This window comes from Pseudomonas sp. BMW13 (genome assembly GCF_013357275.1).
In the GTDB taxonomy this organism is placed as follows: Bacteria; Pseudomonadota; Gammaproteobacteria; order Pseudomonadales; family Pseudomonadaceae; genus Aquipseudomonas; species Aquipseudomonas khazarica.
The window spans coordinates 133,069-158,074 of the sequence record NZ_SUKD01000036.1 but is presented as its reverse complement, the minus strand read 5'-3'; the positions used below and the strand labels follow the sequence as shown (position 1 = coordinate 158,074).

Annotated in this window: 22 protein-coding genes; 20 read left to right on the top strand and 2 right to left on the bottom strand. The window is 65.5% G+C overall.

Annotated features, from left to right (window positions below):
- The first annotated feature begins 29 nt into the window (after positions 1-29).
- The 6 genes from E4487_RS22860 (at position 30) to E4487_RS22835 (ending at position 6,809) form a co-directional block, all read left to right on the top strand.
- Complete coding sequence (locus E4487_RS22860; RefSeq protein WP_175254457.1) at positions 30-3,533, top strand: response regulator; 3,504 nt, start codon at positions 30-32, stop codon at positions 3,531-3,533.
- The gene (locus E4487_RS22855; protein WP_037053926.1) at positions 3,533-4,342 is read left to right on the top strand and encodes a protein-glutamate O-methyltransferase CheR; all 810 of its coding nucleotides are present in this window, start codon (positions 3,533-3,535) and stop codon (positions 4,340-4,342) included. The genes E4487_RS22860 and E4487_RS22855 overlap by 1 nt, the downstream gene beginning before the upstream one ends.
- A complete protein-coding gene (locus E4487_RS22850; protein WP_175254456.1) occupies positions 4,339-4,950 on the top strand; it encodes a chemotaxis protein CheB in 612 nt (203 codons plus the stop codon). The genes E4487_RS22855 and E4487_RS22850 overlap by 4 nt, the downstream gene beginning before the upstream one ends.
- A complete protein-coding gene (locus E4487_RS22845) occupies positions 4,944-6,131 on the top strand; it encodes a hybrid sensor histidine kinase/response regulator (protein ID WP_175254455.1) in 1,188 nt (395 codons plus the stop codon). The genes E4487_RS22850 and E4487_RS22845 overlap by 7 nt, the downstream gene beginning before the upstream one ends.
- 175 nt (positions 6,132-6,306) lie before the next feature.
- The gene (locus tag E4487_RS22840; RefSeq protein ID WP_175254454.1) at positions 6,307-6,606 is read left to right on the top strand and encodes a hypothetical protein; all 300 of its coding nucleotides are present in this window, start codon (positions 6,307-6,309) and stop codon (positions 6,604-6,606) included.
- Between the two features lie 17 nt (positions 6,607-6,623).
- The gene (locus E4487_RS22835) at positions 6,624-6,809 is read left to right on the top strand and encodes a PA3371 family protein (protein ID WP_175254453.1); all 186 of its coding nucleotides are present in this window, start codon (positions 6,624-6,626) and stop codon (positions 6,807-6,809) included.
- Positions 6,810-6,943: 134 nt separating this feature from the next.
- On the opposite strand, the gene E4487_RS22830 is transcribed toward E4487_RS22835, so the two are convergent.
- The gene (locus E4487_RS22830) at positions 6,944-8,740 is read right to left on the bottom strand and encodes an ATP-binding protein (protein ID WP_134677574.1); all 1,797 of its coding nucleotides are present in this window, start codon (positions 8,738-8,740) and stop codon (positions 6,944-6,946) included.
- A gap of 14 nt (positions 8,741-8,754) precedes the next feature.
- The gene (gene algB / locus E4487_RS22825) at positions 8,755-10,107 is read right to left on the bottom strand and encodes a sigma-54-dependent response regulator transcription factor AlgB (protein WP_037053914.1); all 1,353 of its coding nucleotides are present in this window, start codon (positions 10,105-10,107) and stop codon (positions 8,755-8,757) included.
- Positions 10,108-10,318: 211 nt separating this feature from the next.
- On the opposite strand from algB, the gene E4487_RS22820 reads away from it, so the two are divergent.
- The 14 genes from E4487_RS22820 to E4487_RS22755 all read left to right on the top strand — a co-directional run bounded on the left by E4487_RS22820 (position 10,319) and on the right by E4487_RS22755 (position 24,994).
- Complete coding sequence (locus E4487_RS22820) at positions 10,319-11,149, top strand: BON domain-containing protein (protein WP_175254452.1); 831 nt, start codon at positions 10,319-10,321, stop codon at positions 11,147-11,149.
- A gap of 67 nt (positions 11,150-11,216) precedes the next feature.
- Entirely contained in the window at positions 11,217-11,651 is a 435-nt protein-coding gene (locus E4487_RS22815) for a PA2169 family four-helix-bundle protein (protein WP_175254451.1), read from the top strand.
- Between the two features lie 240 nt (positions 11,652-11,891).
- On the top strand, positions 11,892-12,860 hold the full coding sequence (locus tag E4487_RS22810) for a PstS family phosphate ABC transporter substrate-binding protein (RefSeq protein WP_037053906.1): 969 nt from the start codon (positions 11,892-11,894) through the stop codon (positions 12,858-12,860).
- 185 nt (positions 12,861-13,045) lie between these two features.
- Positions 13,046-15,331 carry an ABC transporter permease subunit gene (locus E4487_RS22805; protein ID WP_037053903.1) on the top strand — a complete coding sequence of 762 codons (2,286 nt, stop codon included), beginning with the start codon at positions 13,046-13,048 and terminating at the stop codon, positions 15,329-15,331.
- A 223-nt stretch (positions 15,332-15,554) separates the two neighbouring features.
- Positions 15,555-17,171, top strand: coding sequence for a phosphate ABC transporter permease PstA (gene pstA / locus E4487_RS22800; protein WP_167494374.1), 1,617 nt, complete (start codon positions 15,555-15,557; stop codon positions 17,169-17,171).
- A gap of 102 nt (positions 17,172-17,273) precedes the next feature.
- Complete coding sequence (gene pstB / locus E4487_RS22795) at positions 17,274-18,107, top strand: phosphate ABC transporter ATP-binding protein PstB (RefSeq protein ID WP_037053897.1); 834 nt, start codon at positions 17,274-17,276, stop codon at positions 18,105-18,107.
- 98 nt (positions 18,108-18,205) lie between these two features.
- A complete protein-coding gene (phoU, locus tag E4487_RS22790; RefSeq protein WP_037053894.1) occupies positions 18,206-18,934 on the top strand; it encodes a phosphate signaling complex protein PhoU in 729 nt (242 codons plus the stop codon).
- A 134-nt stretch (positions 18,935-19,068) separates the two neighbouring features.
- On the top strand, positions 19,069-19,977 hold the full coding sequence (locus E4487_RS22785; protein ID WP_037053891.1) for a response regulator: 909 nt from the start codon (positions 19,069-19,071) through the stop codon (positions 19,975-19,977).
- A 131-nt stretch (positions 19,978-20,108) separates the two neighbouring features.
- Positions 20,109-21,005: a peptidoglycan DD-metalloendopeptidase family protein gene (locus E4487_RS22780; protein WP_037053889.1), complete on the top strand. Its 897-nt coding sequence runs from the start codon at positions 20,109-20,111 to the stop codon at positions 21,003-21,005.
- A 423-nt stretch (positions 21,006-21,428) separates the two neighbouring features.
- A complete protein-coding gene (gene fliD, locus E4487_RS22775) occupies positions 21,429-22,724 on the top strand; it encodes a flagellar filament capping protein FliD (protein ID WP_150607482.1) in 1,296 nt (431 codons plus the stop codon).
- A complete protein-coding gene (gene fliS, locus E4487_RS22770; RefSeq protein ID WP_011920495.1) occupies positions 22,724-23,122 on the top strand; it encodes a flagellar export chaperone FliS in 399 nt (132 codons plus the stop codon). The genes fliD and fliS overlap by 1 nt, the downstream gene beginning before the upstream one ends.
- Positions 23,106-23,423 (top strand): hypothetical protein, encoded by a 318-nt coding sequence (locus tag E4487_RS22765; protein ID WP_175254450.1) that lies wholly within the window; start codon positions 23,106-23,108, stop codon positions 23,421-23,423. Before fliS ends, E4487_RS22765 begins: the two co-directional genes overlap by 17 nt.
- 3 nt (positions 23,424-23,426) lie before the next feature.
- On the top strand, positions 23,427-24,497 hold the full coding sequence (locus E4487_RS22760; protein ID WP_175254449.1) for a flagellar hook-length control protein FliK: 1,071 nt from the start codon (positions 23,427-23,429) through the stop codon (positions 24,495-24,497).
- A 26-nt stretch (positions 24,498-24,523) separates the two neighbouring features.
- Complete coding sequence (locus E4487_RS22755) at positions 24,524-24,994, top strand: flagellar basal body-associated FliL family protein (protein ID WP_175254448.1); 471 nt, start codon at positions 24,524-24,526, stop codon at positions 24,992-24,994.
- The last annotated feature ends 12 nt before the right edge of the window (positions 24,995-25,006 follow it).

Here is a 25,006-nt window from a genome sequence, read left to right as displayed (position 1 = left end):
AGCGAGACAATCATCGAATGGACGCCCCAATGTCGAATGAGTCCGCCATGGACGAGGCTGGTTTTCGCCGAATCCTCAATCGCAATGTCGGGCTGCCCCTCGGCCTGGGGCTGGTTGGTGCTCTGTTCTTCGCCGTGCTGATTGGCTACCTGCTCAACGTGATGCGCTGGGTCGAGCATTCCGATCAGGTGCTCAACCGGGCCAGCGAGGTATACAAGCTGACGCTGGACATGGAGACCGGGATGCGTGGTTTCCTGCTCAGTGCTGACGAGAACTACCTGGCGCCCTACGAACTCGCGCGCGGCAAGTTCGGCCCGCTGACCGAGCAGCTCGCCGATATCGTCGTCGACAATCCGTCGCAGATACAGCGCATCGAGCGTCTGCGCGCCTTGCAGGAACAATGGGACACCTATGCCGAGGAGGTGATCGTCAGCCGTCGCGACGGGGGCGACTTCCTCGGTGACGTCGGCAGTGGGCGCGGCAAGAACCTCATGGATGGCATGCGCCGCGAGCTGGACACCTTCATCAGCGGCGAGCGTGAGCTGCGCCAGCAGCGCAACGCCGAGGTCAGCACGGGCACGCTGTGGGGCGCCGGCACCTACCTGGTGATCAGCATCCTGTTCAGCGCGCTGCTCGCGCTGTTCGGCCGCCGCGAACTGATGAACCTCTCGAGCACCTATGCACAGGCCATGGCCAGGCAGGCGGACTTCGCGGTGAAGCAGGGCGACCAGGCCTGGCTGGGCGCCGGCCAGACCCAGCTGGCGGAACGCCTGCTCGGCCAGCCGCGGGTGCAGGAGCTGGCCGATCGTTCGCTGGAATTCCTCGCCGAGTACCTCGACTGCGTGGTCGCGGCGCTCTATCTGCGCGATGCCCAGAGCGGCGACCTGCAACGCGTGGCCGGTTACGGCTTCAGTGAGGACGCCAGCCTCAAGGAGCAGTTCTACCAGGGCGAGGGTCTGGTCGGGCGGGCCGCCCAGGGGCGTCGTCCGGTCTACCTGGACAGTCTGCCGGGCGACTACATCAAGGTCGCCTCCAGCCTCGGCGAGGGCCTGCCCGTCAGCGTCGCCCTGGTGCCGCTGCAGTCCGAGGACCGTATCAACGGTGTGGTCGAACTGGCCTTCATGCGCCAGCTGGATGCGCGTGAGCGCGAGTTCCTCGGGGCCATCGCCAGCAACGTCGGCACCGCGCTGGAGGCGGCGCGCTATCGCCAGCGCCTGCAGGAAGTCCTGGGCCAGACCCAGCAGCTCAACGAGGAGCTGCAGACCCAGCAGGAAGAGCTGCGCGCCGCCAACGAAGAGCTCGAGCAGCAGGCCAACGTGCTCAAGGAGTCCCAGGCGCACCTGGAAACCCAGCAGGCCGAGCTGGAACAGACCAACGAGAAGCTGGCCGAGCAGACCCAGGTGCTCGCCGACCAGCGCGACGAGCTGGATCAGCGCAACACCACCCTGGGCCGTATCCAGGCGCAGCTGGAGGAGCGTGCCGAGGAGCTGCAGCGGGCCAGCCGCTACAAGTCCGAGTTCCTCGCCAACATGAGCCATGAGCTGCGCACGCCGTTGAACAGCTCGCTGATCCTGGCCAAGCTGCTGGCGGAGAACCCGGCGGGCAACCTCAACGAGGAGCAGGTCAAGTTCGCCGAGTCGATCTACTCCGCCGGCAACGACCTGCTCAACCTGATCAATGACATTCTCGACATCGCCAAGGTCGAGGCCGGCAAGCTTGAGGTTCGTCCCGAGCGCACGCAGCTGGCCGGCATGCTCGAGGGCCTGCGCGACGTGTTCGGGCCGCTGGCCCGTGAACGCGGCCTCGGCTTCGAGATCCTCCTGCAGGGCGACCTGCCGGACGTGCTGTTCACCGACCGCCAGCGCGCCGAGCAGATCCTGCGCAACCTGCTGTCCAACGCCTTCAAGTTCACCGAGCGTGGCGGTGTCACGCTGAGCGTGGCGCGGCAGGACGGCCAGACACTGGCCTTCGCCGTGCGTGACACCGGCATCGGCATTGCCGCGGACCAGCAGGAGGTGATCTTCGATGCCTTCCGCCAGGCCGACGGCACCACCAACCGGCGCTATGGCGGCACCGGCCTGGGGCTGTCCATTTCGCGCGATCTGGCGGGCCTGCTCGGTGGCAGCATCGCGGTGGCCAGCGTGCCAGGCGAGGGCAGCACCTTCACCCTGGTACTGCCCGAACAGTTGCTGGAAAGCGCCGGCCCGCTGCCGTCGAGCGCGCTCGCGCCGGCGCCCGTGCCCGTGGCGCCGGCGCCTGTTGCACTGCCCGCTGCCTCCACTGGCGGCGTCGCACCACGCCCGCCGGCGCCGTTCGCGGATGACCGCGAGCAACTCGGCGAGCGCGGTGGCCGCCGCGTGCTGGTGGTGGAGGACGAGGTGCGCTTCGCGCGCATTCTTTTCGACCTGGCGCATGAGCTGGGCTACGCCTGCCTGGTGGCGACCTGCGCCGACGAGGGCCTGGAGCTGGCCCAGCAGTTCCGCCCCGATGCCATCCTGCTCGACATGCGCCTGCCCGACGGCTCCGGCCTGGGCGTGCTGCAACGCCTGAAGGACGACGCGCAGACCCGCCACATCCCCGTGCATGTGGTGTCGGTGGATGACCACAGCGAAGCGGCCCTGCACCTGGGCGCCGTCGGCTATGCGCTCAAACCGACCAGTCGCGATCAGCTCAAGGACGTGTTCGGCAAGCTCGAAGCCAAGCTCAACCAGCAGGTCAAGCGCGTGCTGCTGGTGGAAGACGATCCCCTGCAGCGCGACAGCGTCGCCCGCCTGATCGGCGATGAAGACATCGAGATCACCGCCGTGGCGCTGGCCGGCGAGGCGCTGGACAAGCTGCGCGACACGGTCTTCGACTGCATGATCATCGACCTCAAGCTGCCCGACATGCAGGGCAACGAACTGCTGCGGCGCATGGCCGAGGAAGACATCTGCTCCTTCCCGCCGGTGATCGTCTACACCGGGCGCAACCTGACCCGCGACGAGGAAGCCGAGCTGCTCAAGTACTCGCGCTCGATCATCATCAAGGGTGCGCGCTCGCCGGAGCGCCTGCTCGATGAGGTCACCCTGTTCCTGCACAAGGTCGAGGCCGAGCTGTCCAGCGAGCACCAGAAGATGCTCAAGACCGCACGCAGCCGCGACAAGCTGTTCGAGGGGCGGCGCCTGCTGCTGGTCGACGATGACGTGCGCAACATCTTCGCCCTGTCCAGCGCCCTGGAGCAGAAGGGCGCAACGGTGGTGGTCGCGCGCAACGGCATCGAGGCGCTGGCCAAGCTGCGTGAACACGACGACGTCGACCTGGTGCTGATGGACGTGATGATGCCGGAGATGGACGGCTACGAGGCCACCCGGCAGATCCGCCAGCAGGCGCGCTGGAACAACCTGCCGATCATCGCGGTGACGGCCAAGGCGATGAAGGATGACCAGGAGCGCTGCCGTGAGGCGGGTGCCAACGACTACCTGGCCAAGCCCATCGACCTGGACCGCCTGTTCTCCCTGATCCGCGTGTGGATGCCCAAGCTGGAGCGTCTCTGATGCCTGACGAGATCGAGCTGCGCCTGCTGATCGAGGCGATCTACCTGCGCTACAGCTACGACTTTCGCGACTACTCCAAGGCGTCGCTGAAGCGCCGCGTGCGTCAGGCCCAGGCCCAGCTGGAGTGCCCGACCATCTCCGCGCTGCAGGAGCGCATCCTGCACGAGCCGCAGGCGTTCATGCAGTTGCTGCAGTACCTCACCATCCCGGTCAGCGAGATGTTCCGTGACCCCGGGTATTTCCTCGCCCTGCGCGAACAGGTGGTGCCGCTGTTGCACACCTACCCGTCGCTGAAGATCTGGGTGGCCGGCTGCAGTACCGGAGAGGAGGTGTATTCCCTGGCCATCCTGCTGCACGAGGAAGAGCTGCTGGAGCGCACCATGATCTATGCCACGGACATCAACCCGCATTCGCTGGAGAAGGCCGAGCAGGGCATCTTCGCGCTCGACAACCTGCGTACCTACACCCAGAACTACCAGCTGTCCGGTGGCAAGCGAGCCTTCTCCGATTACTACTCGGCGGCCTATGACCGGGTGCTGTTCGACAAGTTTCTGCGCAGCAACGTGACCTTCGCCGACCACAGCCTGGCCACCGACAGCGTGTTCGCCGAGACCCACCTGGTGTCGTGCCGCAATGTGCTGATCTACTTCAACCGCGACCTGCAGGACCGCGCCCTCGGCCTGTTCCACGAGTCGCTGTGCCACCGTGGTTTCCTCGGCCTGGGCAGCAAGGAAAGCCTGGACTTCTCCGCCTACGCCCAGCAGTTCGAGGCGGTCTCGCGCCCCGAGCGGATCTTCCGCAAGCGATGAGCGGCCAACGGATCAACCTGCGCGGGCAACTGCGTGCGCCGCTGCAGGCCCTGCTCATCGGTGCCTCGGCCGGCGGCGTGGAGGCGCTGTTGCAGTTGCTCGAGGACCTGCCGGCCGATTACCGGCTGCCGGTGGTCTGCCTGCTGCATGTGCCGGACCGCAACGACAGTCTGCTCGCCGAACTGCTCGCGCGGCGCCTGCAACTGCCGGTCAAGGAGGCCGAGGACAAGGAATACCTGCGTGGCGGCAGGGTCTATGTGGCGCCTGCCGGGTATCACCTGTCCATCGAGGGAGATCGCAGTTTCTCCCTGAGTCGCGAGGAACCGCGGCATTTTTCCCGGCCGTCGATCGACATCCTCTTCGAGTCTGCCGCCGATGCCTACGGCGAATACCTGGCTGCTGCGCTGCTCACCGGCGCCAACGAAGACGGTGCGCTCGGCCTGCTGGCCGTCCAGCGAGCCGGTGGCCTGGCTCTGGTGCAGGACCCCGCCGACGCCCAAGTGCCCACCATGCCGGAAGCAGCGCTGGCGCTGTTGCAACCGGACTTCCTTCTCCCCATCGCCGCCATGCGCGTACTGCTGAATGAACTGGATGCCCCGCCATGCTAAGGAAGATTGAAGCCAAGGTGCTGATCGTCGACGACCTGCCGGAGAACCTGCTGGCCCTGCGCTCGCTGATCCAGAGCGAGGACCGCACGGTGTTCGAAGCCAACAGTGCCGACGATGCGCTGTCGCTGCTGCTCGAGCACGAGTTCGCCCTGGCCATTCTCGACGTGAAGATGCCGGGCATGAACGGTTTCGAACTGGCCGAGCTGATGCGCGGCACGGAGAGGACCAAGCACATCCCGATCATCTTCGTCAGCGCCGTTGGCCGGGACATGGACTACGCCTTCCGTGGCTACGAGAGCGGTGCGGTGGACTTCCTGCACAAGCCGCTGTCGCCCTTCGAGGTGCGCAGCAAGGTGGCGATGTTCGTCGAGCTGTACCGCCACCGCAAGGCGCTGAGCATGCAACTGGAAGTGGTCGAGGCGGCGCGCCGCGAGCAGGAGGCCCTGCTCACCGAACTGCGCGAAACCCAGGCCGAGCTGCAGAAGGCGGTGCAGATGCGCGACGTGTTCATGTCCATCGCCTCCCATGAGCTGCGCACTCCGCTCAACGGCCTGATCCTCGATGTGCAACTGCGCCGGTTGCGCCTGGAGCAGGGCCGGGAGGACGCATTCACACCGGAAAAACTGCAGGAGATGATCACGCGTGACGAACGGCAGATTCGCAGCCTTAGCCGCCTGATCGACGACATGCTGGATGTCTCGCGCATTCGCACCGGCAAGCTCTCGGTGCGTCCGCAGCCGGGCGATCTCGGCGTGCTGGCCGCAAACGTGGTGGAAAGCCTGGACGCGCAGTTCAGCGCCACCGGTTGCCAGGTCGACCTGAGGGTGGACGGCCCGGCCCCGGTGCTGATGGACGAGTTCCGCATCGAGCAGGTGCTGGCCAACCTGCTGACCAATGCGCTGCGCTACGGTGGCGGCAAGCCGGTGTCCGTGCGGGTGAGCGCCGAGGGCGATGCCGTGCGCGCCGAGGTACGCGATCAGGGCATGGGCATCTCCGAAGCGGATCAGCGTCGCGTGTTCGAACAGTTCGAGCGGGTCGGCGACAGCGCTGTCGCGCAGGGCCTGGGGCTTGGCCTGTTCATCAGCGAGCAGATCGTCCAGGCGCACGGCGGCCGTATCGAGCTGAGCAGTCGCCTTGGCGAGGGCTCCTGTTTCAGCGTCGTGCTGCCGCATCGCGGCTGATCGTGCATTTTGCACGTGTCGTACTTCGTGCATCTTGCAAAGTGCATGGGAATGGCGCTTTGAGAGTTCATTAAGTTTTTGATTTATAAGGATATTTTTATTCGTTTGGTGTTGGCATGAGCGCTGCAGATTCAGTCATGTAAGCCCTCGACTGATCTGCTAATGGAGAAGCGTCATGTACATCGTCCGAATGAGCCTGTTCTGCATCACTGCATTGCTGGTCAACGGGGCTTACGCCACGGACTTCACGGGTTCGGCAGGGGCCATGGCGCGTACCGCCGAACTGACGGTGCCCAGTGCGCAGGCCTGGACCTCTGGCTCCGCCGTGCGCTCGGAGGCGCCTGGCAGCCTGCGCCAGCCCGCTGCCCGCAGCACCGAGGATGACGGCCAGTGGCTGCGCACCGTCAGCGACGGCAAGACCGCTACCGCCAACCGTGAGCCGCGCCCTGCCAGCAGCCCGCGCTGGGTATTTTGAGCGACAGGAGTCCCGCCATGTTCAGAAGCGCTTTCCTGTTGTTGATCATGACGCTGCTCAGCCTCGCCGTGCTGTGGCTGAGCCCAGGCCTGGAGGGCAGCCTTGCGCTGCTGCTCAAGGGCGCCTGCGCGCTGTTCGCCCTGGCCTTCCTGGTGGCCTTGATGCTCGGGCGTCGTATCAAGTTCGACCCGGTGCTGCGCTGACCCGTTCATTCATCACCTGACGCCAGCGAAGACGCCACACGCAGTCTTGCGGCATTTCAGCCCTCTCCCCCAACCCCTCTCCCATGAATGGGAGAGGGGAGCCAAAGCTGTTCGCACGCAGTGCGGCGTTTTCGTCACACCGGCAGGCTGAAGTAGAACAGCGCCCCTTCGCCGGGGCTCGAGTCGACCTTGAGCTGACCGCCGTGCAGCTGGACGATTTCCCGCGCCAGTGCCAAGCCCAGGCCGACGCCGCCCTTGCGCCTGCCGACCTGAACGAACGGCTCGAAGATACGGCTCTGCTGGCCGAAGGGAATGCCTTCGCCTGCGTCCTGCACGCTGACGATGACCTGTTCGCCGCTGCGCCGTGCCTGCAGCCGCACGGTGCCGCCGGGATTGCTGTAGCGCAGGGCGTTGCTGAGCAGGTTGTCGAGCAGGCGCGACACCTGTTCGGCGTCGACATTGATCGCGGGCAGTGCCTCGTGGATCTCACTGACCAGGGCGACCTCGCGCTCCTGGGCTTCGTCTGCGCAGCGCTGCAGGGCGTCCTGGATCAGGCCGGCGGGGTCCTGAGGGGTGCGCTGCAGGGTCTGCACACCGTTCTGGTAGCGCGAGAAGTTGAGCAGGTCGTCGATCAGCTGTACCAGGCGGTGCATCTCTTCGTCGACGGTGCGCATCAGGTCCTGCTCGCGGCCTCCTGCGGGCAGCTGCAGGCGTTCGCGCAGCAGGCTGAAGGCCATGTGCATGCCGGTTATGGGCGTACGCAGCTCGTGGGAGGCGCGCAGGATGAACTCGCTGCGCACGCGCTCGAAGGCGCGCTGCTTGGTGACGTCGCGCAACACCATCACCGCCCCGACACTGCCGCCCTCGCTGACCTGCACAGGCGTCAGTGCCCAGGCCAGCAGGCGCGTCTCGCCGTCGCGCTCGATCTGCAGGTCGGCGGGCGGCTCGCTGAGCAGTTCGCCAGCGAGCACCTGGTGCAATGCCTCTTCCACGGCGTGACCGGGCAGCAGCGGGCCGATGCTCTGCCCCAGCAGGTCGGTGTGCCAGGACAGCTGGCGCAACGCGACCGGGTTGGCGTGCTCGATACGGCCATGTGCGTCGAGAATCACCAGGCCGTCGTCGATGCTGTCGAGTACTGCCTTCAGACGCCCCTGGCTGCTGAGCAGCTGGTTGAGGTTGCTCGAGTGATACTCGCGCAGGGCCTCGATCATCAGGCCGAAACGGCGGCTCAGCAGGGCCAGCTCGGCCACTGGCGACACGGGCAGGACGACGTCGTACTGGCCACGCCCGATCTGGTCGGCCGCTCGGGCCAGCAGGTCGATGGGCGCGCCGAAGCGGCGGGCGATGCCATGGGCGGTGAGCACGCCGATGATCAGTACCGCCACGCCGATCAGGGCGAGCAGGGCGGCGATCAGCTGTGAGCGTTCGGCGGCCTGCTGCTCGGCCTCGCTGACCCGCTCGATCACCTGGTTCTGCAGGTCCAGCAGGTGCTGGCGCAGGTTCTGGAAGGCTTCGCTGAAGGGATCGTAGTTGGCCAGGGCATGGGGCGACTGACCGGCGGGTGTGCCGGCGCTGGCGGCCTGTACCATCTGCTGGTGCAGCACGGCCGCCTGCTCGAGGCCACGGCTGTAGCGCTTGCCCAGGTTGGCGGCGATACCTCGGTCGAGGGTGGCCACGAAGGCCTGGCGGCTGCTGGCAAGCTGTTCCGGCTTGGGCGTGTCGCCGATCAGGATCAGCAGCTCCTCGCCCAGGTGCTGGCGCAGCTTCTGGCCGATCTCCACGGCGCTGAAGCCCCGCTGGATCAGCTCGCTCTGGCTGCTGGCCATCTGCGTGACGCTGAACAGCCCCAGGAGCAGGCCGAGCAGGGCGACGGTGATCAGCGCGGAGATGCTGAGGAACAGCCGGGTGCGAAGCTTCATCGGCAGCTGCATGGTGATCCCAGGGGTCAGAGGTTGTATTGCTTGCGTTTGCGGTAGAGGGTCGAGGTATCGATGCCCAGCGTCTTCGCCGCCGTATCCAGGGTGTTGCTGCTGGCCAGCACGGCGGCGATGTGGGCCTTCTCCAGCTCCTCCAGGCTCATCGGCGCTCCGACGCGCACGGTGCTGGTCGGCGCTTCCGTACTGCCACCGAGGCCGAGGTGGGCGACCTCCACGGTTTCCTGCTGGCAGATGATGCTGGCCCGTTCGACGACGTTGCGCAGCTCTCGGATGTTGCCCGGCCAGTGGTAGGCCTGCAGCGCCGCAACCGCCTCGTCGCTGAAGGCGCAGGCCGGCCGGCCATAGTCGCTGACGAAGCGGGCGAGGAAGCGCTCGGCCAGCGACATCACGTCCTCGTGGCGTTCGCGCAACGCGGGCAGCTTGAGGGTGATGACGTTGAGGCGGTAGAGCAGGTCCTCGCGGAAGCGTCCTTCGCGGACCATCTCGTCGAGATCGAGGTTGGTGGCGGCGACGATGCGCACGTCGGCGCGGCGGGTCACCGGGTCGCCCACGCGCTCGTATTCCTTGTCCTGGATGAAGCGCAGCAGCTTGGGCTGCAGGGTCAGCGGGAAATCACCGATCTCGTCGAGGAACAGGGTACCGCCATCGGCCTGGCTGACGCGGCCCTGGGTACTCTCGCTGGCGCCGGTGAAGGAGCCGCGCGCGTGGCCGAACAGTTCGCTCTCCATCAGCTCGGCGGTCAGCGACGGGCAGTTGATGGTCACGCAGGTGCGCTTGGCGCGGCGGCTCCAGCCATGAATGGCGCGGGCCAGTTCGCCCTTGCCGGTGCCGGACTCTCCCAGGATGAGAATGTTGGCGTCGGTGCCCGCGACCTGGCGCGCGGTCTCCAGGATCGCCATCATCGCCGGGCTGTGCGAATCGAGGCCGTCCTTGGCCTTGCGCACCTCGCCCTCCAGGGCCTCCAGGCGTGCGGCCAGGGTACGCACCTCCAGCTGCTTGGCTGCAGCCAGGCGCAGTTGGTCCGGGGTGCAGGGCTTGACCAGGTAATCGGCGGCGCCGGCCTGGATGGCATCGACGGCGGTGTCCACTGCCGAGTGCGCGGTGACGATCACCACGCGCATCCAGGGCGCCTGGATACGCATCTGCGCCAGCAGCTCCAGGCCATTGTCCTCGCCCAGGCGCAGGTCGAGGAAGCACAGGTCGAACACCTGACGCTGCAGCAGTGCTTCGGCCTGTGCCGTGCTGCTGGCGCCGGCGACGTCGTACCCCTCGTCCTCCAGGCAGTAGCGGAAGGTGCGCAGGATTGCGGCTTCGTCGTCCACCAGCAGGATGCGTCCACTGGTCTGCTCTGAAACTGCCATGTATGTGCTCCGTCTGACGAGTCGATGCAGCTTAGTCAGGTAAAAACCGTGCAAGTTGCACGGCCTGACCGCGCCGATGCTGCACCCTGCATGCAGGCAGGGTGCCTTTATTGTTTTTAACTCTTTGTTTTATAAAGAATTTAATTGATTGTATCGGCTGGCACGGGGCTTGCGATATTCCTCTTGTCCTTTCATGAGCAGGAGTGAATCCATGCCCCCGTTCAAACCCTTGCTGCTGGCCACGAGCGCTGCGCTGATGTTGAGCCTGACGCCGCTGGCCAGTCAGGCAGCTGACGGTCAGCTGGCCGCGCAACTGGCAGCCGCGCGTCAGGAAGGCTCCATCTGGACCGCCTTCGCGCTCAACCGTCATCTCAATCCGTTCAAGCTCGACATCGAGGTGGAGGCTGGCGAGGCCACGCTGACCGGCAAGGTCGAGAACGCCGTGCAGAAGGACCTGGCCGAGCAGGTGGCCCTGAGCATAGAGGGCATCGACGCGGTGGACAATCGCATCGAGGTCGCGGGCGAGGCCGCCAGCGGCAACCCGCCGGGTCTGGTGCAGCGTCTGGAAGACGCCAGCCTGGCCGCCACCGTGAAGTCCAAGTTGCTGTGGAACAGCAACACCCGTGGCCTGGACATCCAGGTCAAGAGCGAGACCGGTGCCATCACCCTCAGCGGCCGTGCACAGACCCCGGCGGCCAAGGAACTGGCCGGCCAGCTGGCCGCCAACACCGACGGTGTGCGCGAGGTGTTCAACCACCTCAGCATCAGCACCGCCGACAGCACCAGCAGTGAAGTGCAGACCGCAGTGGAAGAGGCGCGCGAGGACATCAGCGACAGCTGGATCACCAGCAAGGTCAAGGCCAGCTTCCTCTATAGCCGCAACCTCGATGCGCTGAACATCTCGGTGAACACCGACGATGGCCTGGTGAGCCTGCGTGGCAGCGTGCTGAGCAGTGCCGAGAAGCGCCTGGCAGTCGAGATCGCCCGCAACATCCGTGGTGTGCGTGGCGTGGATGCCGACGCCCTGCGCATCACCGGCTGAAGCTTTTTTCATCCTGACCGCAGGCGCGGTCAGCCATCCGCAAGTCCCATCGCCAAGGAGTCATTCCATGAGCAGCAAGACCGCACAACTCAACGAACTGATCGAGATCACCCGTGACGGCAAGCGCTTCTACGAGCACGCCCACGAGGAGGTCAAGGACATCCGCCTGCAGGCGCTGTTCCGTGACATGGTCCGCGCCAAGACCGAAGTGATCGACGCGCTGAGCGTCAAGGTCGCGGCCAACCAGAGCGAGCCGGCAGCCGGCGGCACCATGCTGGGCAAGCTGCGCCAGGTGTACGCCGATACCCGCGCCACCCTGGCCAAGGACGAAGAGGCCACCTACGTCGCCCAGCTGGAAGAGGCTGAGGACCGCATCCTGCACGCCTTCGAGGACGCCCTGGAGGACTCGGACAACGACGTCCGTGCGCTGCTGGCCGTGGAGATGCCCAAGGTGCGTGCCTGCCATGACCGCATGCGTGCGCTGAAGCACAACATGCAGTAACGCCCAGCGTCAGCCCCGAGCCCCCGCACGCCTTGCGTGCGGGGGCTTTTCATTGGTTGTCCGGCAGCGGGCGAGCGCTGCTCATCCGCAGGTTGCGTCCTCGCGGCAGGCCGCTTTGCATCGTTGCAATGAAAAGTCATCAGCGTTCATTTAACTGTCACATTCGTTTCATAGAGTGTTCACGTGGCCTGCAGATACTTGGGCCCGTTCCATCCAACACTATCCTGCTAGGAGCAAGGCATGAAACTGAAGCGTTTGATGGCGGCCCTGACTTTCGCCGCCGCCGGCGTAAGCGCCGTATCTGCTGTAGCCGCCGTCGACCCGGCTCTGCCGACCTATGAGAAGACTTCCGGTGTATCGGGCAACCTGTCCAGCGTCGGTTCCGACTCGCTGGCCAACCTGATGACCCTGTGGGCAGAAGAGTTCAAGAAGAACTACCCCAACGTCAACATCCAGATTCAGGCCGCCGGTTCCTCCACCGCGCCGCCCGCGCTGACCGAAGGCACCGCCAACATGGGCCCGATGAGCCGTCCGATGAAGGACAGCGAGCTGCAGGCCTTCGAAGAGAAGTACGGCTACAAGCCGACCGCCGTTCCGGTCGCCATCGATGCCCTGGCGGTATTCGTGCACAAGGACAACCCGATCAAGGCCCTGACCATGCATCAGGTCGACGCGATCTTCTCCAGCACCCGTCTGTGCGGCGAAGACAAGGACCTGAAAACCTGGGGTGACGTCGGTCTGACCGGCGAGTGGGCGAGCAAGCCGATTCAGCTGTTCGGTCGTAACTCGGTATCCGGCACCTACGGTTACTTCAAGGAAGAAGCCCTGTGCAAAGGTGACTTCCGCGCCAACGTCAACGAGCAGCCGGGTTCGGCTTCCGTGGTGCAGTCGATCTCCAGCACCCTGAACGCCATCGGTTACTCGGGCATCGGCTACAAGACCTCCAGCGTTCGCGCTGTTCCGCTGGTCGACAAGAACGGCCAGGTAGAAGAAGCCAACGAAACCAACGCGCTGTCCGGCAAGTACCCGCTGGCTCGTTTCTTCTACGTCTACCTGAACAAGGCGCCGAACCAGCCGCTGAGCCCGCTGGACGCCGAGTTCGTCAAGCTGGTGCTGTCCAAGCAGGGTCAGGAAGTGGTGGTCAAGGATGGTTACATCCCGCTGCCGTCCAAAGTGGTCGAGAAGACCATGAAGGAACTGGGCCTGTAATTTCAGTGCCTGACGCCGCCGACCCGCTGATCTTCGGCTGATGGTCGGAAGAGCCCGCCACTCGATTCGAGTGGTGGGCTTCGTCATGTCAGGTGACTGTAACCTTTCTGTCATACAAGCTCGCTAGATTGACAAGCCTGGACAGCCCTATGCGCTGCACTTGAGCCCGCGCAGAGACTTCTCGCATGAATGACTTGGCAAACGAATCCGTGAATCGCTCTCAGAATCCGCTGGGGATCGACTTCAATACCCCCGCCCTGCAACGCAAGCGTCGCCTGCGTGCCCTCAAGGACCGCATGGCGCGCTGGTACGTCTCCGTCGGTGGCCTGGCGGTGCTGGGTGCGATCACCCTGATCTTCTTCTACCTGGCGCACGTGGTACTGCCGATGTTCCAGGGCGCCGAACTGGATGCGCGCAAGGTTCAGCAGCCGGCCTGGCTGGCTGACGCCCCGGCGCCGCTGATGCTGGCCGTCGAGGAGCAGAACCAGGTGGCCATGCGCCTGGACGCCAGCGGCGCGGTGCAGTTCTTCGAGCTGAAGAACGGCGAAGCGCTGCAGCGCGTGCAGCTGCCGCTGCCGGAAGGCGTCAGCGTCGCCTCGGTCGCGCAGGACCAGCCGGGCAGCCGCCGCGTGGCGCTGGGCCTGAGCAATGGCCAGGCGCTGGTCATCCAGCACAACTACAAGATCACCTACCCGGACAACGTGCGCACCATCGCGCCGCGCATCGACTATCCGTACGGCGAGACGCCGATCGAGGTCGATCCGCAGGGCCGCCCGCTCGAGCACGTGGCGCTGAACCTCAACAGCGGCACGCTGATGCTGGCAGGCTCCACCGCTAGCGAGCTGCACCTGATCAGCCTCGGTCGCGAGGAAAACCTGTTCACTGGCGAAGTGAGCGTCAGCGAAGAGCGCATCGCCCTGCCGCAGATCGGTGAGCCGATCAGCCAGCTGATCCTCGATCCCCGCCAGCTGTGGCTGTACGTCCTCAATGGCGACTCCAACGCCGATGTCTTCGACCTGCGCAAGCGCAGCCTGAATGGCCGCTACCAGCTGCTCAAGGACGCCTCCAACCGTGTCACCAGCGCCACCAGCCTGCTGGGCGGCATCTCCATCATGATCGGCGACGCCAAGGGCGGCATCCAGCAGTGGTTCATGGTGCGTGACAAGGACGGCAAATCCACCTTCCAGTCGATCCGCAGCTTCCAGCTGGGCAGCAGCGCGGTCACCCAGATTCTTCCCGAAGAGCGCCGCAAGGGCTTCATGGCGCTCGACGAGAGCGGCCTGCTCGGTATCTTCCACAGCACCGCGCACCGTACCCTGCTCAAGGAACAGGTCGCCGACGGCAAGGCCGCCGCCGCCCTGTCGCCGCGCGCCACCCGCGTGCTGGTCGAGTCCGACGGCAAGCTGCAGCGCTTCGTGGTCGACAACCCGCACCCGGAAATTTCCTGGAGCTCGCTGTGGGGCAAGGTCTGGTACGAGAGCTACCCGGAGCCTGACTACGTCTGGCAGTCGACTTCCGCCAACACCGACTTCGAAGCCAAGCTGAGCCTCTCGCCGCTGGCCTTCGGCACGCTCAAGGCAGCCTTCTACGCCATGCTGCTGGCGGCACCGCTGGCGGTCGCCGCGGCGATCTACACCGCCTATTTCATGGCGCCGCGCATGCGCACCAAGGTCAAGCCGGTGATCGAGCTGATGGAGGCGCTGCCGACGGTGATCCTCGGCTTCTTCGCCGGTCTGTTCCTCGCGCCGTTCCTGGAAAACCACTTGCCCGGCATATTCAGCCTGCTGTTGCTGACGCCGCTGGGCATCCTGCTGTTCGGCTTCATCTGGAGCAAGCTGCCGGAAGCGGTGCGTCATCGCGTTCCCGATGGCTGGGAAGCCGCGCTGCTGATCCCCGTGGTGATCGCCGTGGGCTGGTTCTCCATCGCGATCAGCGGTCACCTGGAAAACTGGCTGTTCGGCGGCAACATGCGCCTGTGGCTGTCCAATGACCTGGGCATTCCCTTCGACCAGCGCAACGCCCTGGTGGTCGGCCTGGCGATGGGCTTCGCGGTGATCCCGAACATCTACTCGATCGCCGAAGACGCCGTGTTCAGCGTGCCCAAGAGCCTGACCTTCGGCTCGCTGGCGCTGGGCGCGACGCCCTGGCAGACCCTGACCCGCGTGGTCATCCTGACCGCCAGCCCCGGTATCTTCTCGGCGCTGATGATCGGCATGGGCCGCGCCGTGGGGGAAACCATGATCGTGCTGATGGCCACCGGCAACACGCCGATCATGGACGTCAACATCTTCGAGGGTATGCGCACCCTGGCGGCCAACGTCGCGGTCGAGATGCCCGAGTCGGAGGTTGGCGGCACCCATTACCGCGTGCTGTTCCTGGCCGCACTGGTGCTGCTGATGTTCACCTTCGTGATGAACACCCTGGCCGAACTGATTCGTCAGCGTCTGCGTACCAAGTATTCGTCGCTGTAAAGAATGGCCTGCGCAGCAGGCCAACTGATGACCCTCGCCCATTGATGGGAGAGGGTGCCCGAAGGGCGGGAGAGGGCCGTGCGAACAACGCCGCGACCCGCTCCCCCGGCCCCTGTCCCGCCAGCGGGAGAGGGGCGGTAAAGAATGATTTCATTCAAGGTGTGATGCCGTGAAACAGAACAACCTGAAATCCTGGTACAAGAGCGGCGCCCCCGGCGTGTGGATGAGCGGCGGCGCGGTCGCCATCGCCATCATCATGACCCTCGGCCTGCTGGCGGTGATCGCCACGCGCGGCCTGGGGCACTTCTGGCCGGCGGATATCATCGAGGCCGACTATCAGGTGCCTGGCCAGGAATCCCGGGTCATGCTCGGCGAAGTGGTGCAGGCTGAGGAAGTCCCGCGTGCCCGTCTCGCTGCGGCCGGCCTGCCGGTCGCCGAAGAGGGCGGCGAATTCATGACCCGCGAGCTGCTCAAGGTGGGTAACCGCGAGCTGTTCGGCGCGGACTTCACCTGGGTCGTCGGCGAATGGCTGAGCAACCTGCGCAAGCCGGCGGACATCACCGTGCTGGAGCGCCGCGAGTGGGGCAACTTCTACGGCAACCTGGTCAACGTCAAGGAAAGTGGTCAGCTGGTCGCCGAGGGCGATGCCGCCTGGGCCGAGCTGCAGCAGCGCCTGGAGCGGGTCGACGAGCTGCACGCCCAACTGGTGCGCCTGGAGAAGAGCGACATCGGCCGCATCAACCATGGTCTGGAGCGCATTCGCCTGGAAGGGCGCAAGCTGCAGCTGCAGGACAAGCTGGACGCTGCCGCCCAGGCCGACATGGACGCTCGCCGCGATGCCCTGAATGCCGAGTACAAGGTGCTCGAAGAGCGCATGGTGGCGCTGACCCAGCAGATCAACCGCGACAGCGTGACCCTGACCGCCAGCGACGGCCGCCAGACCGAGATCGCCCTGGGCAAGATCGTCCGCGCCTTCCGCCCGAATGCCATGAGCAGCGTCGACAAGCTCGGCTTCTACGCCATGAAGGTGTGGGAGTTCATCAGCGACGAGCCGCGTGAGGCCAACACCGAGGGCGGCATCTTCCCGGCGATCTTCGGTACCGTGCTGATGGTCATGCTGATGGCGGTGATCGTCACCCCGTTCGGTGTGATCGCGGCGGTCTACCTGCGTGAGTATGCCCACCAGGGCCCGCTGACCCGGGTGATCCGCATCGCCGTGAACAACCTGGCCGGCGTGCCCTCGATCGTCTACGGCGTGTTCGGCCTGGGCTTCTTCGTCTACGTGCTGGGCGGTTCCATCGACCAGCTGTTCTTCCCCGAGGCGGCGCCGGCGCCGACCTTCGGTACACCGGGCCTGATGTGGGCCTCGCTGACCCTGGCGATTCTCACCCTGCCGGTGGTCATCGTCGCCACCGAGGAAGGTCTGGCGCGTATTCCGCGTGCGGTGCGCGAAGGGTCGCTGGCGCTCGGTGCGACCAAGGCCGAGACCCTGTGGAAAGTAGTGATTCCGATGGCCAGCCCGGCGATGATGACCGGCCTGATTCTCGCCGTGGCCCGTGCCGCCGGCGAGGTGGCACCGCTGATGCTGGTGGGCGTGGTCAAGCTGGCGCCGAGCCTGCCGCTCAACGCCAACTACCCTTATCTGCACCTGGACCAGAAGATCATGCACCTGGGCTTCCACATCTACGACGTCGGCTTCCAGAGCCCCAACGTAGAAGCGGCCCGCCCGCTGGTCTATGCAACCGCGTTGCTGCTGGTGATCGTCATCGCCCTGCTCAACCTGACCGCGGTCTATATCCGTAACCACCTGCGCGAGAAGTACAAGGCGCTGGATCATTAAATTCGAGCCGCAAGCCCCGAGCCGCAAGCTTCAACGAGAAGCGCGGCGACCGGCTTGCAGCTTGTAGCGTGCAGCTTGCAGCTGCGAACGGAGTGAGCCCATATGCAACACGAAGCCCATACCCACGGTATCGACCTGGCCGCCCTCGGCCGCGACAAGCAGAGCCTGAGCCTGGCCGACGAGACCACGGCCATCGAAGTGCCGGGCCTGAACCTGTTCTACGGTCAGAAGCAGGCGCTGTTCGACGTCAGGATGGACATCCCCAAGCAGCGCGTGACCGCCTTCATCGGCCCGAGCGGCTGCGGCAAGTCGACCCTGCTGCGCACCTTCAACCGCATGAACGACCTGGTCGATGGTTGCCGCGTCGATGGCGAGATCAACATCGACGGCCGCAACATCTACCGCAAGGGCGAGGATGTCGCCGAGCTGCGTCGCCGCGTCGGCATGGTGTTCCAGAAGCCCAACCCCTTCCCCAAGAGCATCTACGAGAACGTGGTGTATGGCCTGCGCATCCAGGGCATCAACAGCAAGCGCGTGCTCGACGAAGCGGTGGAATGGGCGCTGAAGAGCGCGGCACTGTGGGACGAGGTCAAGGATCGTCTGCACGATTCGGCACTGGGCCTGTCCGGCGGTCAGCAGCAGCGTCTGGTGATCGCCCGCACCGTGGCGGTACAGCCGGAAGTGCTGCTGCTCGACGAGCCCTGCTCGGCACTCGACCCGATCTCCACGCTGAAGGTCGAAGAGCTGATCTACGAACTCAAGAGCAAGTACACCATCGTCATCGTCACCCACAACATGCAGCAGGCGGCGCGCGTCTCCGACTACACCGCGTTCATGTACATGGGCAAGCTGATCGAGTTCGGTGATACCGACACGCTGTTCACCAACCCGGCCAAGAAGCAGACCGAAGACTACATCACCGGTCGTTACGGTTGAGGACAGCGGCACGCTACAAGCCGCAAGCTGCCGGTCAGCTTGCGGTAACCAGACACTTCACCGATCGGCTTGCAGCTTGAAGCTTTCGCGGAGCGAACTTGATGAACAAAGACAACATTACCCAGCACATCTCCCAGCAGTTCAACGCCGAGCTGGAAGAAGTGCGCAGCCACCTGCTGGCCATGGGCGGCCTGGTGGAGAAGCAGGTCAACGATGCCGTCACCGCCCTGATCGAGGCCGACTCCGGTCTGGCTCAGCAGGTGCGCGAGATCGATGACCAGATCAACCAGATGGAGCGCAACATCGACGAGGAATGCGTGCGCATCCTCGCCCGTCGTCAGCCGGCGGCCTCCGACCTGCGCCTGATCATCAGCATCTCCAAGTCGGTGATCGACCTCGAGCGCATCGGCGACGAGTCGACCAAGATCGCCAAGCGTGCCATCCAGCTGTGCGAGGAAGGCGAGGCGCCGCGTGGTTACGTCGAGGTTCGCCACATCGGCGATCAGGTGCGCAGGATGGTCCAGGAGGCGCTGGACGCCTTCGCCCGTTTCGACGCCGACCTGGCCCTGTCCGTGGCGCAGTACGACAAGACCGTCGACCGCGAGTACAAGACGGCGCTGCGCGAGCTGGTCACCTACATGATGGAAGACCCGCGTTCGATCACCCGCGTGCTCAGCGTGATCTGGGCGCTGCGCTCGCTGGAGCGCATCGGCGATCATGCACGCAACATCGCCGAACTGGTGATCTACCTCGTGCGTGGTACCGATGTGCGGCATATCGGCCTGACCCGTATGCGCGAGGAAGTCGAAGGCAAATCCGCAGACTGATGCCTGCGTCGAGCCAGCGGCCCGGGACTTCCCGGGCCGTTGCGTTTGCGCGATTTGTCGTTTACCCGACGTTTCCGTTGGCCTTAGGCCACTGGCCATGACTATGCTTATTGCCATTCGTACAGGAGAGGCCGATGAGCAAAGTCAGTGTGCTGGTGGTGGACGACGCGACCTTTATCCGTGATCTGGTCAAGAAAGGGCTGCGTGATCACTTCCCCGGCGTACAGATCGAGGAAGCGGTCAACGGTCGCAAGGCCCAGCAGCTGTTGGGCCGGCAGGCGGTCGACCTGATCCTCTGCGATTGGGAAATGCCAGAGATGTCCGGCCTGGAGCTGCTGACCTGGTGCCGTGAGCAGGACGACCTGAAAACCACGCCGTTCATCATGGTCACCAGCCGTGGCGACAAGGAAAACGTGGTGCAGGCCATCCAGGCCGGTGTTTCCGACTACATCGGCAAGCCGTTCTCCAACGAGCAACTGGTCACCAAGGTGAAGAAGGCCCTGAGCCGCGCCGGCAAGCTGCAGGCGCTCACCGCCAGCGCTGCGCCCAAGATGCTGAGCGGCGGTGGCTTCGCCAACGATTCGCTGGCCGCACTCACCGGTGGCAAGGCCGAGGTGGTCAAGCCCAGTGCGCCGACACCGGCCGCGCCAGCCCCGGCGGCGGCCTTCGCCAAACCGGCCCCTGCGGCTGCGAGCAAGGCGCCGGCCGGGCGTGGCCAGGGCCAGTTGCGCCTGCCGTCCGGCAGCATGGCCTGCGTGATCAAGGCGCTGAGCCTGAAGGAGGCGCTGCTGGTGGTGCGGCGTGCCGATGTCCTGCCGCAGGTACTGGAGAGCGCGGTGCTCGATCTGGAGCAGGGCGAGGCAGCGGAAACCGCCCGCCTCAACGGCTACCTGCATGCCGTGGCGGCGTTCGAGCCCAAGCCCGACAGCGAATGGCTGCAGCTGACCTTCCGTTTCGTCGACCGCGACCCGCAGAAGCTCGACTACCTGTCGCGGCTGATCGCACGTGGTACCGCGCAGAAGCATTTCTCTCCGGGCGCCTGATCCGCACGGCGCCGTAGCGACCGGCGGCGGTGAGCCGGTTCACAGCCTGACGGTTGCTTCCTCGCGCATGCCCTCCCGCGCTGCTAGTCTTTTCAATCCGGATAGCAAAAAGCCATAAGATCCGAATCGTTATGCTAGGGCGTTTGATCATTTTCTGCAGTCTGCTGGTTCTCTGTGGCCAGGCCGCTGCTCTGACCGTTTACAAGTACGTCGACGCGAACGGCGTGGTGACCTACAGCGATCAGGCGGCGCCTGGTGCCCAGGTGTTCGTGTTCAACGACCGCATGGTCGAGCGCCTGGACAACCAGGTGAAGCTGGAGACCAAGAAGCACGAAGCCGGCGAGACGCTGCTGATTCGCAACGACCTGTATGCGCCGGTGGAGATCGAGCTCAGGCTGGAGCAGGTGAAGAACGCCATCGGTGCACCGAGCAAGCCGATTCGCTGGGTGCTGCCGCCGCGCAGCAAGATCCGTCTCGCCACCCTGACGCCGCAGGATGCCGGCAAGCCGCTGCGCTACAAGCCGAAGCTGCGCTACGCCCTCGGCGACCCGCGTCTGCAACCGAGCATCCATCGTTATCCACTGCCCTGGCGGGGGGGGCCGTTCCGTCAGACCCAGGGCGCCAACGGCACCTACAGCCACTTCACGGCCAAGGGGCGCTACGCGGTGGATATCGCCATGCCCGAGGGCACGCCCATCGTCGCAGCCCGTGGTGGGGTGGTGGTGAAGACCGAGAACCAGCAGAGCGGGCGCGGCAACAACCCTGCCGGCAACTTCGTGCGCATCCTGCATGACGACGGCACCATGGGGGTCTACCTGCACCTGATGCGTGGCTCGGTCAGCGTGCGCGAGGGGCAGCGGGTGGAGACCGGCAGCCTGCTGGCGCGCTCCGGCAATACCGGCAACAGCACCGGCCCGCACCTGCACTTCGTGGTCCAGCGCAACGTCGGCCTGGCCGTCGAATCCATTCCGTTCAACTTCCGCCAGCCGGTCAACAGCCTGCCCAATTTCGCCGTTGGCGGCGAGTAAGCGGCAGGTTCAGGCGGGCGGTCGCGGCTGAAGCCCCTCCCACGCATCAACGCAATCTTCTCTCGCTCCTCAGTCCCGGTTTCGTCGGCGCATTCATCCACGATTGTCCCGCTCGCGGCTGGGGAGAACTCCCTCAATGCTGTCCCGCGTCACGGCAGCCCTCCCCGCGCCTGGCTGGCTTGCCCGGCCTCAGTGCACTGCATTCACCGCGTTTTCCTTAAGCCGGGCCGCTGCCGCGTCGCCTGTGTAGGGGGTATGTCCGCCTGTTGCGCAGGCGAGCGGAAGCCGGCCTTCCGCCTGTCGCTCGCTGACTCGCGAGCGGAAAGGATCTTTCACCTGGCGGTTGGCTCAAGTCCTTGAATATCAACGACTTGGCTGGTTGGCACCGCTATTGCTATCTCTCAGGAAAACGGGTGTCCGACTATGGCTATCGATTCAGATTACGTACAGAGCATGGCGACCCAACTGGCCCAATACGAGATTCAGGGGCAGTTGGCCAAGGCCAACCGCAACCAGGAAGCCTACAAGGCGCAGCTCAATGCCCTGAGCTCCCTGGACACTGCGCTGAAGAGCTTCAAGAGCGCTGCCAGCGGCCTGAAGCTCGCCGGCAGCAGCATGCTGGTCAACAGCGCCAGCTACAGCCAGGAGGGCTATGCCACTGCCACGGTCGGCAGCAAGGCGGTCGCGGGCAGCTATGACTTCTTCGTCCAGCAGCTGGCCAGCAAGAGCCAGCTCGCCCTGCAGGGCCTGCAGGACGGCGACCTGGGCAGCGGCAGCCTGAGCATCGGCCAGGGCAGTGACACGTTCAGTGTCGACCTGGGCGCGGTGACGACGCTCGACGAACTGGCCGCTGCGATCAACGGCGCGGCTGACAACAGCGGGGTCAAGGCCACGCTGGTGCGCAGCAATGGCCAGGTCAACCTGGTGCTGACCAGCGAGACGACCGGTGCCGACCAGGCCATCAGCCTGACCGCCAGCGGCAACACGGCATTCGAGAATGCCGTGGCCGCGCGTCAGGAGCTGTCCGTGGCCAAGGACGCCATCGTCCGCCTCGGCGGCGAGGCCGGCATCGAGCTGACCAGTAGCAGCAACACCTTCGCCAACATCATCGACGGCGTCAGCCTGACGTTCAGCAAGGCTCACCAGACGGGCGACACCCCGCTGACCATCGAGATCGCCCAGGACCAGAGCGCCACCAAGGAGAAGGCGCAGACGTTCGTCAGTGCCTTCAATGCCCTGATGAGCAGCTTCGATTCGCTGACCGCCAGCGGCGGCGAGAGCGGCAGCCGTGGGCCCCTGGCCGGTGACGCCAGCGTGCGCGCCATCGAAGGCATGCTCAACCAGCTGGTGCGCACGTCCTTCGGCGGGGTGAGCCTGACCGAGTTCGGCATCGTCGCCGACCGCGGCGGCAAGCTGACCATCGACAGTGCGCGTTTCGAGAAGGCCGTGGCGGCCAACCCGGAAGGCTTCGAGAAGCTGTTCACCGACAAGGGCAACCTGCTCGACACCCTGGACAAGAACCTGGCGGTCTACACCAGCAGCGCCGGCGGCCTGCTGACCAATCGCAAGGACACCCTCAACACCCAGCTGCGTCGTGTCGATCAGCAGTTCGACAACATCCAGAAGCAGTACGACTCCTACTACGCCCGCTATCTCCGTCAGTACACCGGTCTGATGCAGACCATGGCGGCGATGGAACAGACCTACGGAATGTTCTGATGAGTGCCTACAACCTCAACGAAAGTTACGACAGCTACCGCACCGTGGACCTCGAGGCCCGCGCTGCCGCCGCTTCGCCCTACGAGCTGGTGCTGGTGCTGTTCGACGGCCTGCTCGACGAGCTGGCCCGTGCCCGTGGCCATATCGAGGCCAAGCGTTACCAGCAGAAGGGCCAGTCCCTGGAGAAGTGCCTGAACATCCTCGGCGGCCTCAACAGCGCGCTCGATTACGAGAACGGCGGCGAGCTGGTGCAGGGCCTGGCGCGGCTCTACGACTACTGCATCTACCGGCTCTCCGACGTCAGCGTCAGCCTGTCGCTGGAAGGCCTGGACGAGGTGGTGGGGCTGCTCGGTGTGTTGCGTGAAGGCTGGGAAGGCGTGAATGCAGCGCGCAAGTGAACTGCGCGCCCTGCAGCAGCTGCATGGCCAGCTGGCCGAGGCGCTGGAGCAGGGCGACTGGGCGCGCATCGGCGAGGTCGATGCGCTGATCCGCGCCTGCCTGCAACTGCTGGCCGGGTTGCCGTCGCTCAATGACGAGACGCGTGCGGCCAAGCAGCGTCTGCAACAGCTGCACGGCCAGGCGCGAGTCGCCTGCGCCGAGGAATGCGAGCGCGTGCGGCGCCTGCTGCTGACGCATCTGGAATACGCCGAAGGGCGTAGTGCCTACCTGCGCGTCGATCTGTATCAAGAGGGGAGATAGAAGGTGCTGCAACTGATCAACGCGAATGCGCGAGTCGACCTCGGCGGCGCCGCAGCGGAGCCTGCGCTGAACGGCTTTGCCCAGGCGCAGAGTGCGTCCGGCGAACAGCCGGCCTTCGATCTGCAGATGGAGCTGCATGCCTTCGCCGCCAGCGAAAGCGTGGCGCCGCCAGCCAGCGCGCCGGCGCCGATCGCGCTCGGCCTCGGCGAGGCCGATGCCGAGCAGTGGCTGGCCAGCGTGCTGGGGCAGCAGGCGGTCCGGGTGGAGGCGCGCGAGACGGCGGAGACTGCGCAGCACGCCCCGGCGCCCCCGGACGAACAGGAGCAGGACCCGCAGCTGGCCGCCTTGCCGGTCGATCCCGCGCGGGTGCCGCGTGAACCCCTGCCGAGCGAGCCCGAGCGCGCTGCGGTCACGGCCAGGCCGGTGCCTGCCGCCGTGCCTGCCCAGGCCATGACTGCGCCGATGCCGCCAATGGCGCTGGACGCTGCGCTGCAGAATGCCGCGTCACTCGCCACCAACGACAGCCTCGAGGCCAGCCTTGTCGAGCGTCTGTCCGGCACCGGCAGCGCCGACGACAAGGCGACCGCGACGGCCACTGCGCCAGCTTCCCTGCCCGCGAACCTGGCACCGACCACGGAGCGCCACCTCAAGCTGCATGCGCCGCAGGCGCAGTGGGGCGAGCAGATGCTCGGCAGCCTGCGCGAGCAGGTCGATCTGCAGATCAACCAGCGCATCCAGAACGCCACCATCCGTCTCGACCCACCGGAGCTGGGCAGCCTGGAAATCTTCCTCAGTCACGAATCCGGCCGGCTCAGCGTGCAGCTTTCCGCGGCCAACGCCGATGTCGCCCGCCTGCTGCAGCAGACCAGCGAGCGCCTGCGCCAGGAACTGGTCGGGCAGCACTTCGTGCAGGTCGACGTGCAGGTCTCCGCCGATGCCCAGGGCGGGCGTCAGCAAGGCCAGCCGCGCCAGGCCTGGCTGGCCGAGGAGCCGGTGCAGGCGGCGAGCGGCACCACGGCCGACAGCGGCCCGCGCAACCCGGACTCGACCAGCGACGTGCTGGTCACCGTTTAACCCTTCGTACCTGAATCGAGAACCCCATGACAATGCCGCGCATCATCCTCCTGCTGCTCATCTTCAACACGCTGGTGGTGGTCGGCGGGACCGTCTTCAACTACGCCACGCTGCGCTCGCTGCAGTCCGGGCAGCCGCTGCCGGGGCTTTCCAGCGCGGGCGCCGGCGAAGAGGAGCAGGCCAGCGAGTATCGCTTCTTCCCCATCGAGAAAGTCATCGTCAGCCTGCAGGGCGAGAACCGCGAGCACTACTTCGTGCTCGACCTGGTGCTGCAGGCCGACCTCGAGACCGACCCGAAGAAGCTCGAGCAGATCGACCCCATGGTGCGCAACTCGGTGGTCGCCCACCTGTCGGCGATGACCTTCGAGAGCCTGCGTGCCATGCCCATCCCCGAATTGCAGGGCAAGCTGGAAAGCGCGCTGTTCGATGACTTCGCCAGCAAGAAGCTGGCGATGCCGTTCGCCAACGTGCTGGTCAGCAAGCTGATCGTCCAGTAGAGAGCAGGGCCT

Bases quoted from the DNA above. Each gene is read 5' to 3' on its own strand.
- E4487_RS22860 (WP_175254457.1), top strand. From the start codon at position 30: ATGTCGAATGAGTCCGCCATGGACGAGGCTGGTTTTCGCCGAATCCTC.
- E4487_RS22855 (WP_037053926.1), top strand. From the start codon at position 3,533: ATGCCTGACGAGATCGAGCTGCGCCTGCTGATCGAGGCGATCTACCTG.
- E4487_RS22850 (WP_175254456.1), top strand. From the start codon at position 4,339: ATGAGCGGCCAACGGATCAACCTGCGCGGGCAACTGCGTGCGCCGCTG.
- E4487_RS22845 (WP_175254455.1), top strand. From the start codon at position 4,944: ATGCTAAGGAAGATTGAAGCCAAGGTGCTGATCGTCGACGACCTGCCG.
- E4487_RS22840 (WP_175254454.1), top strand. From the start codon at position 6,307: ATGTACATCGTCCGAATGAGCCTGTTCTGCATCACTGCATTGCTGGTC.
- E4487_RS22835 (WP_175254453.1), top strand. From the start codon at position 6,624: ATGTTCAGAAGCGCTTTCCTGTTGTTGATCATGACGCTGCTCAGCCTC.
- E4487_RS22830 (WP_134677574.1), bottom strand. From the start codon at position 8,740: ATGCAGCTGCCGATGAAGCTTCGCACCCGGCTGTTCCTCAGCATCTCC.
- algB (WP_037053914.1), bottom strand. From the start codon at position 10,107: ATGGCAGTTTCAGAGCAGACCAGTGGACGCATCCTGCTGGTGGACGAC.
- E4487_RS22820 (WP_175254452.1), top strand. From the start codon at position 10,319: ATGCCCCCGTTCAAACCCTTGCTGCTGGCCACGAGCGCTGCGCTGATG.
- E4487_RS22815 (WP_175254451.1), top strand. From the start codon at position 11,217: ATGAGCAGCAAGACCGCACAACTCAACGAACTGATCGAGATCACCCGT.
- E4487_RS22810 (WP_037053906.1), top strand. From the start codon at position 11,892: ATGAAACTGAAGCGTTTGATGGCGGCCCTGACTTTCGCCGCCGCCGGC.
- E4487_RS22805 (WP_037053903.1), top strand. From the start codon at position 13,046: ATGAATGACTTGGCAAACGAATCCGTGAATCGCTCTCAGAATCCGCTG.
- pstA (WP_167494374.1), top strand. From the start codon at position 15,555: ATGAGCGGCGGCGCGGTCGCCATCGCCATCATCATGACCCTCGGCCTG.
- pstB (WP_037053897.1), top strand. From the start codon at position 17,274: ATGCAACACGAAGCCCATACCCACGGTATCGACCTGGCCGCCCTCGGC.
- E4487_RS22785 (WP_037053891.1), top strand. From the start codon at position 19,069: ATGAGCAAAGTCAGTGTGCTGGTGGTGGACGACGCGACCTTTATCCGT.
- E4487_RS22780 (WP_037053889.1), top strand. From the start codon at position 20,109: ATGCTAGGGCGTTTGATCATTTTCTGCAGTCTGCTGGTTCTCTGTGGC.
- fliD (WP_150607482.1), top strand. From the start codon at position 21,429: ATGGCTATCGATTCAGATTACGTACAGAGCATGGCGACCCAACTGGCC.
- fliS (WP_011920495.1), top strand. From the start codon at position 22,724: ATGAGTGCCTACAACCTCAACGAAAGTTACGACAGCTACCGCACCGTG.
- E4487_RS22765 (WP_175254450.1), top strand. From the start codon at position 23,106: ATGCAGCGCGCAAGTGAACTGCGCGCCCTGCAGCAGCTGCATGGCCAG.
- E4487_RS22755 (WP_175254448.1), top strand. From the start codon at position 24,524: ATGACAATGCCGCGCATCATCCTCCTGCTGCTCATCTTCAACACGCTG.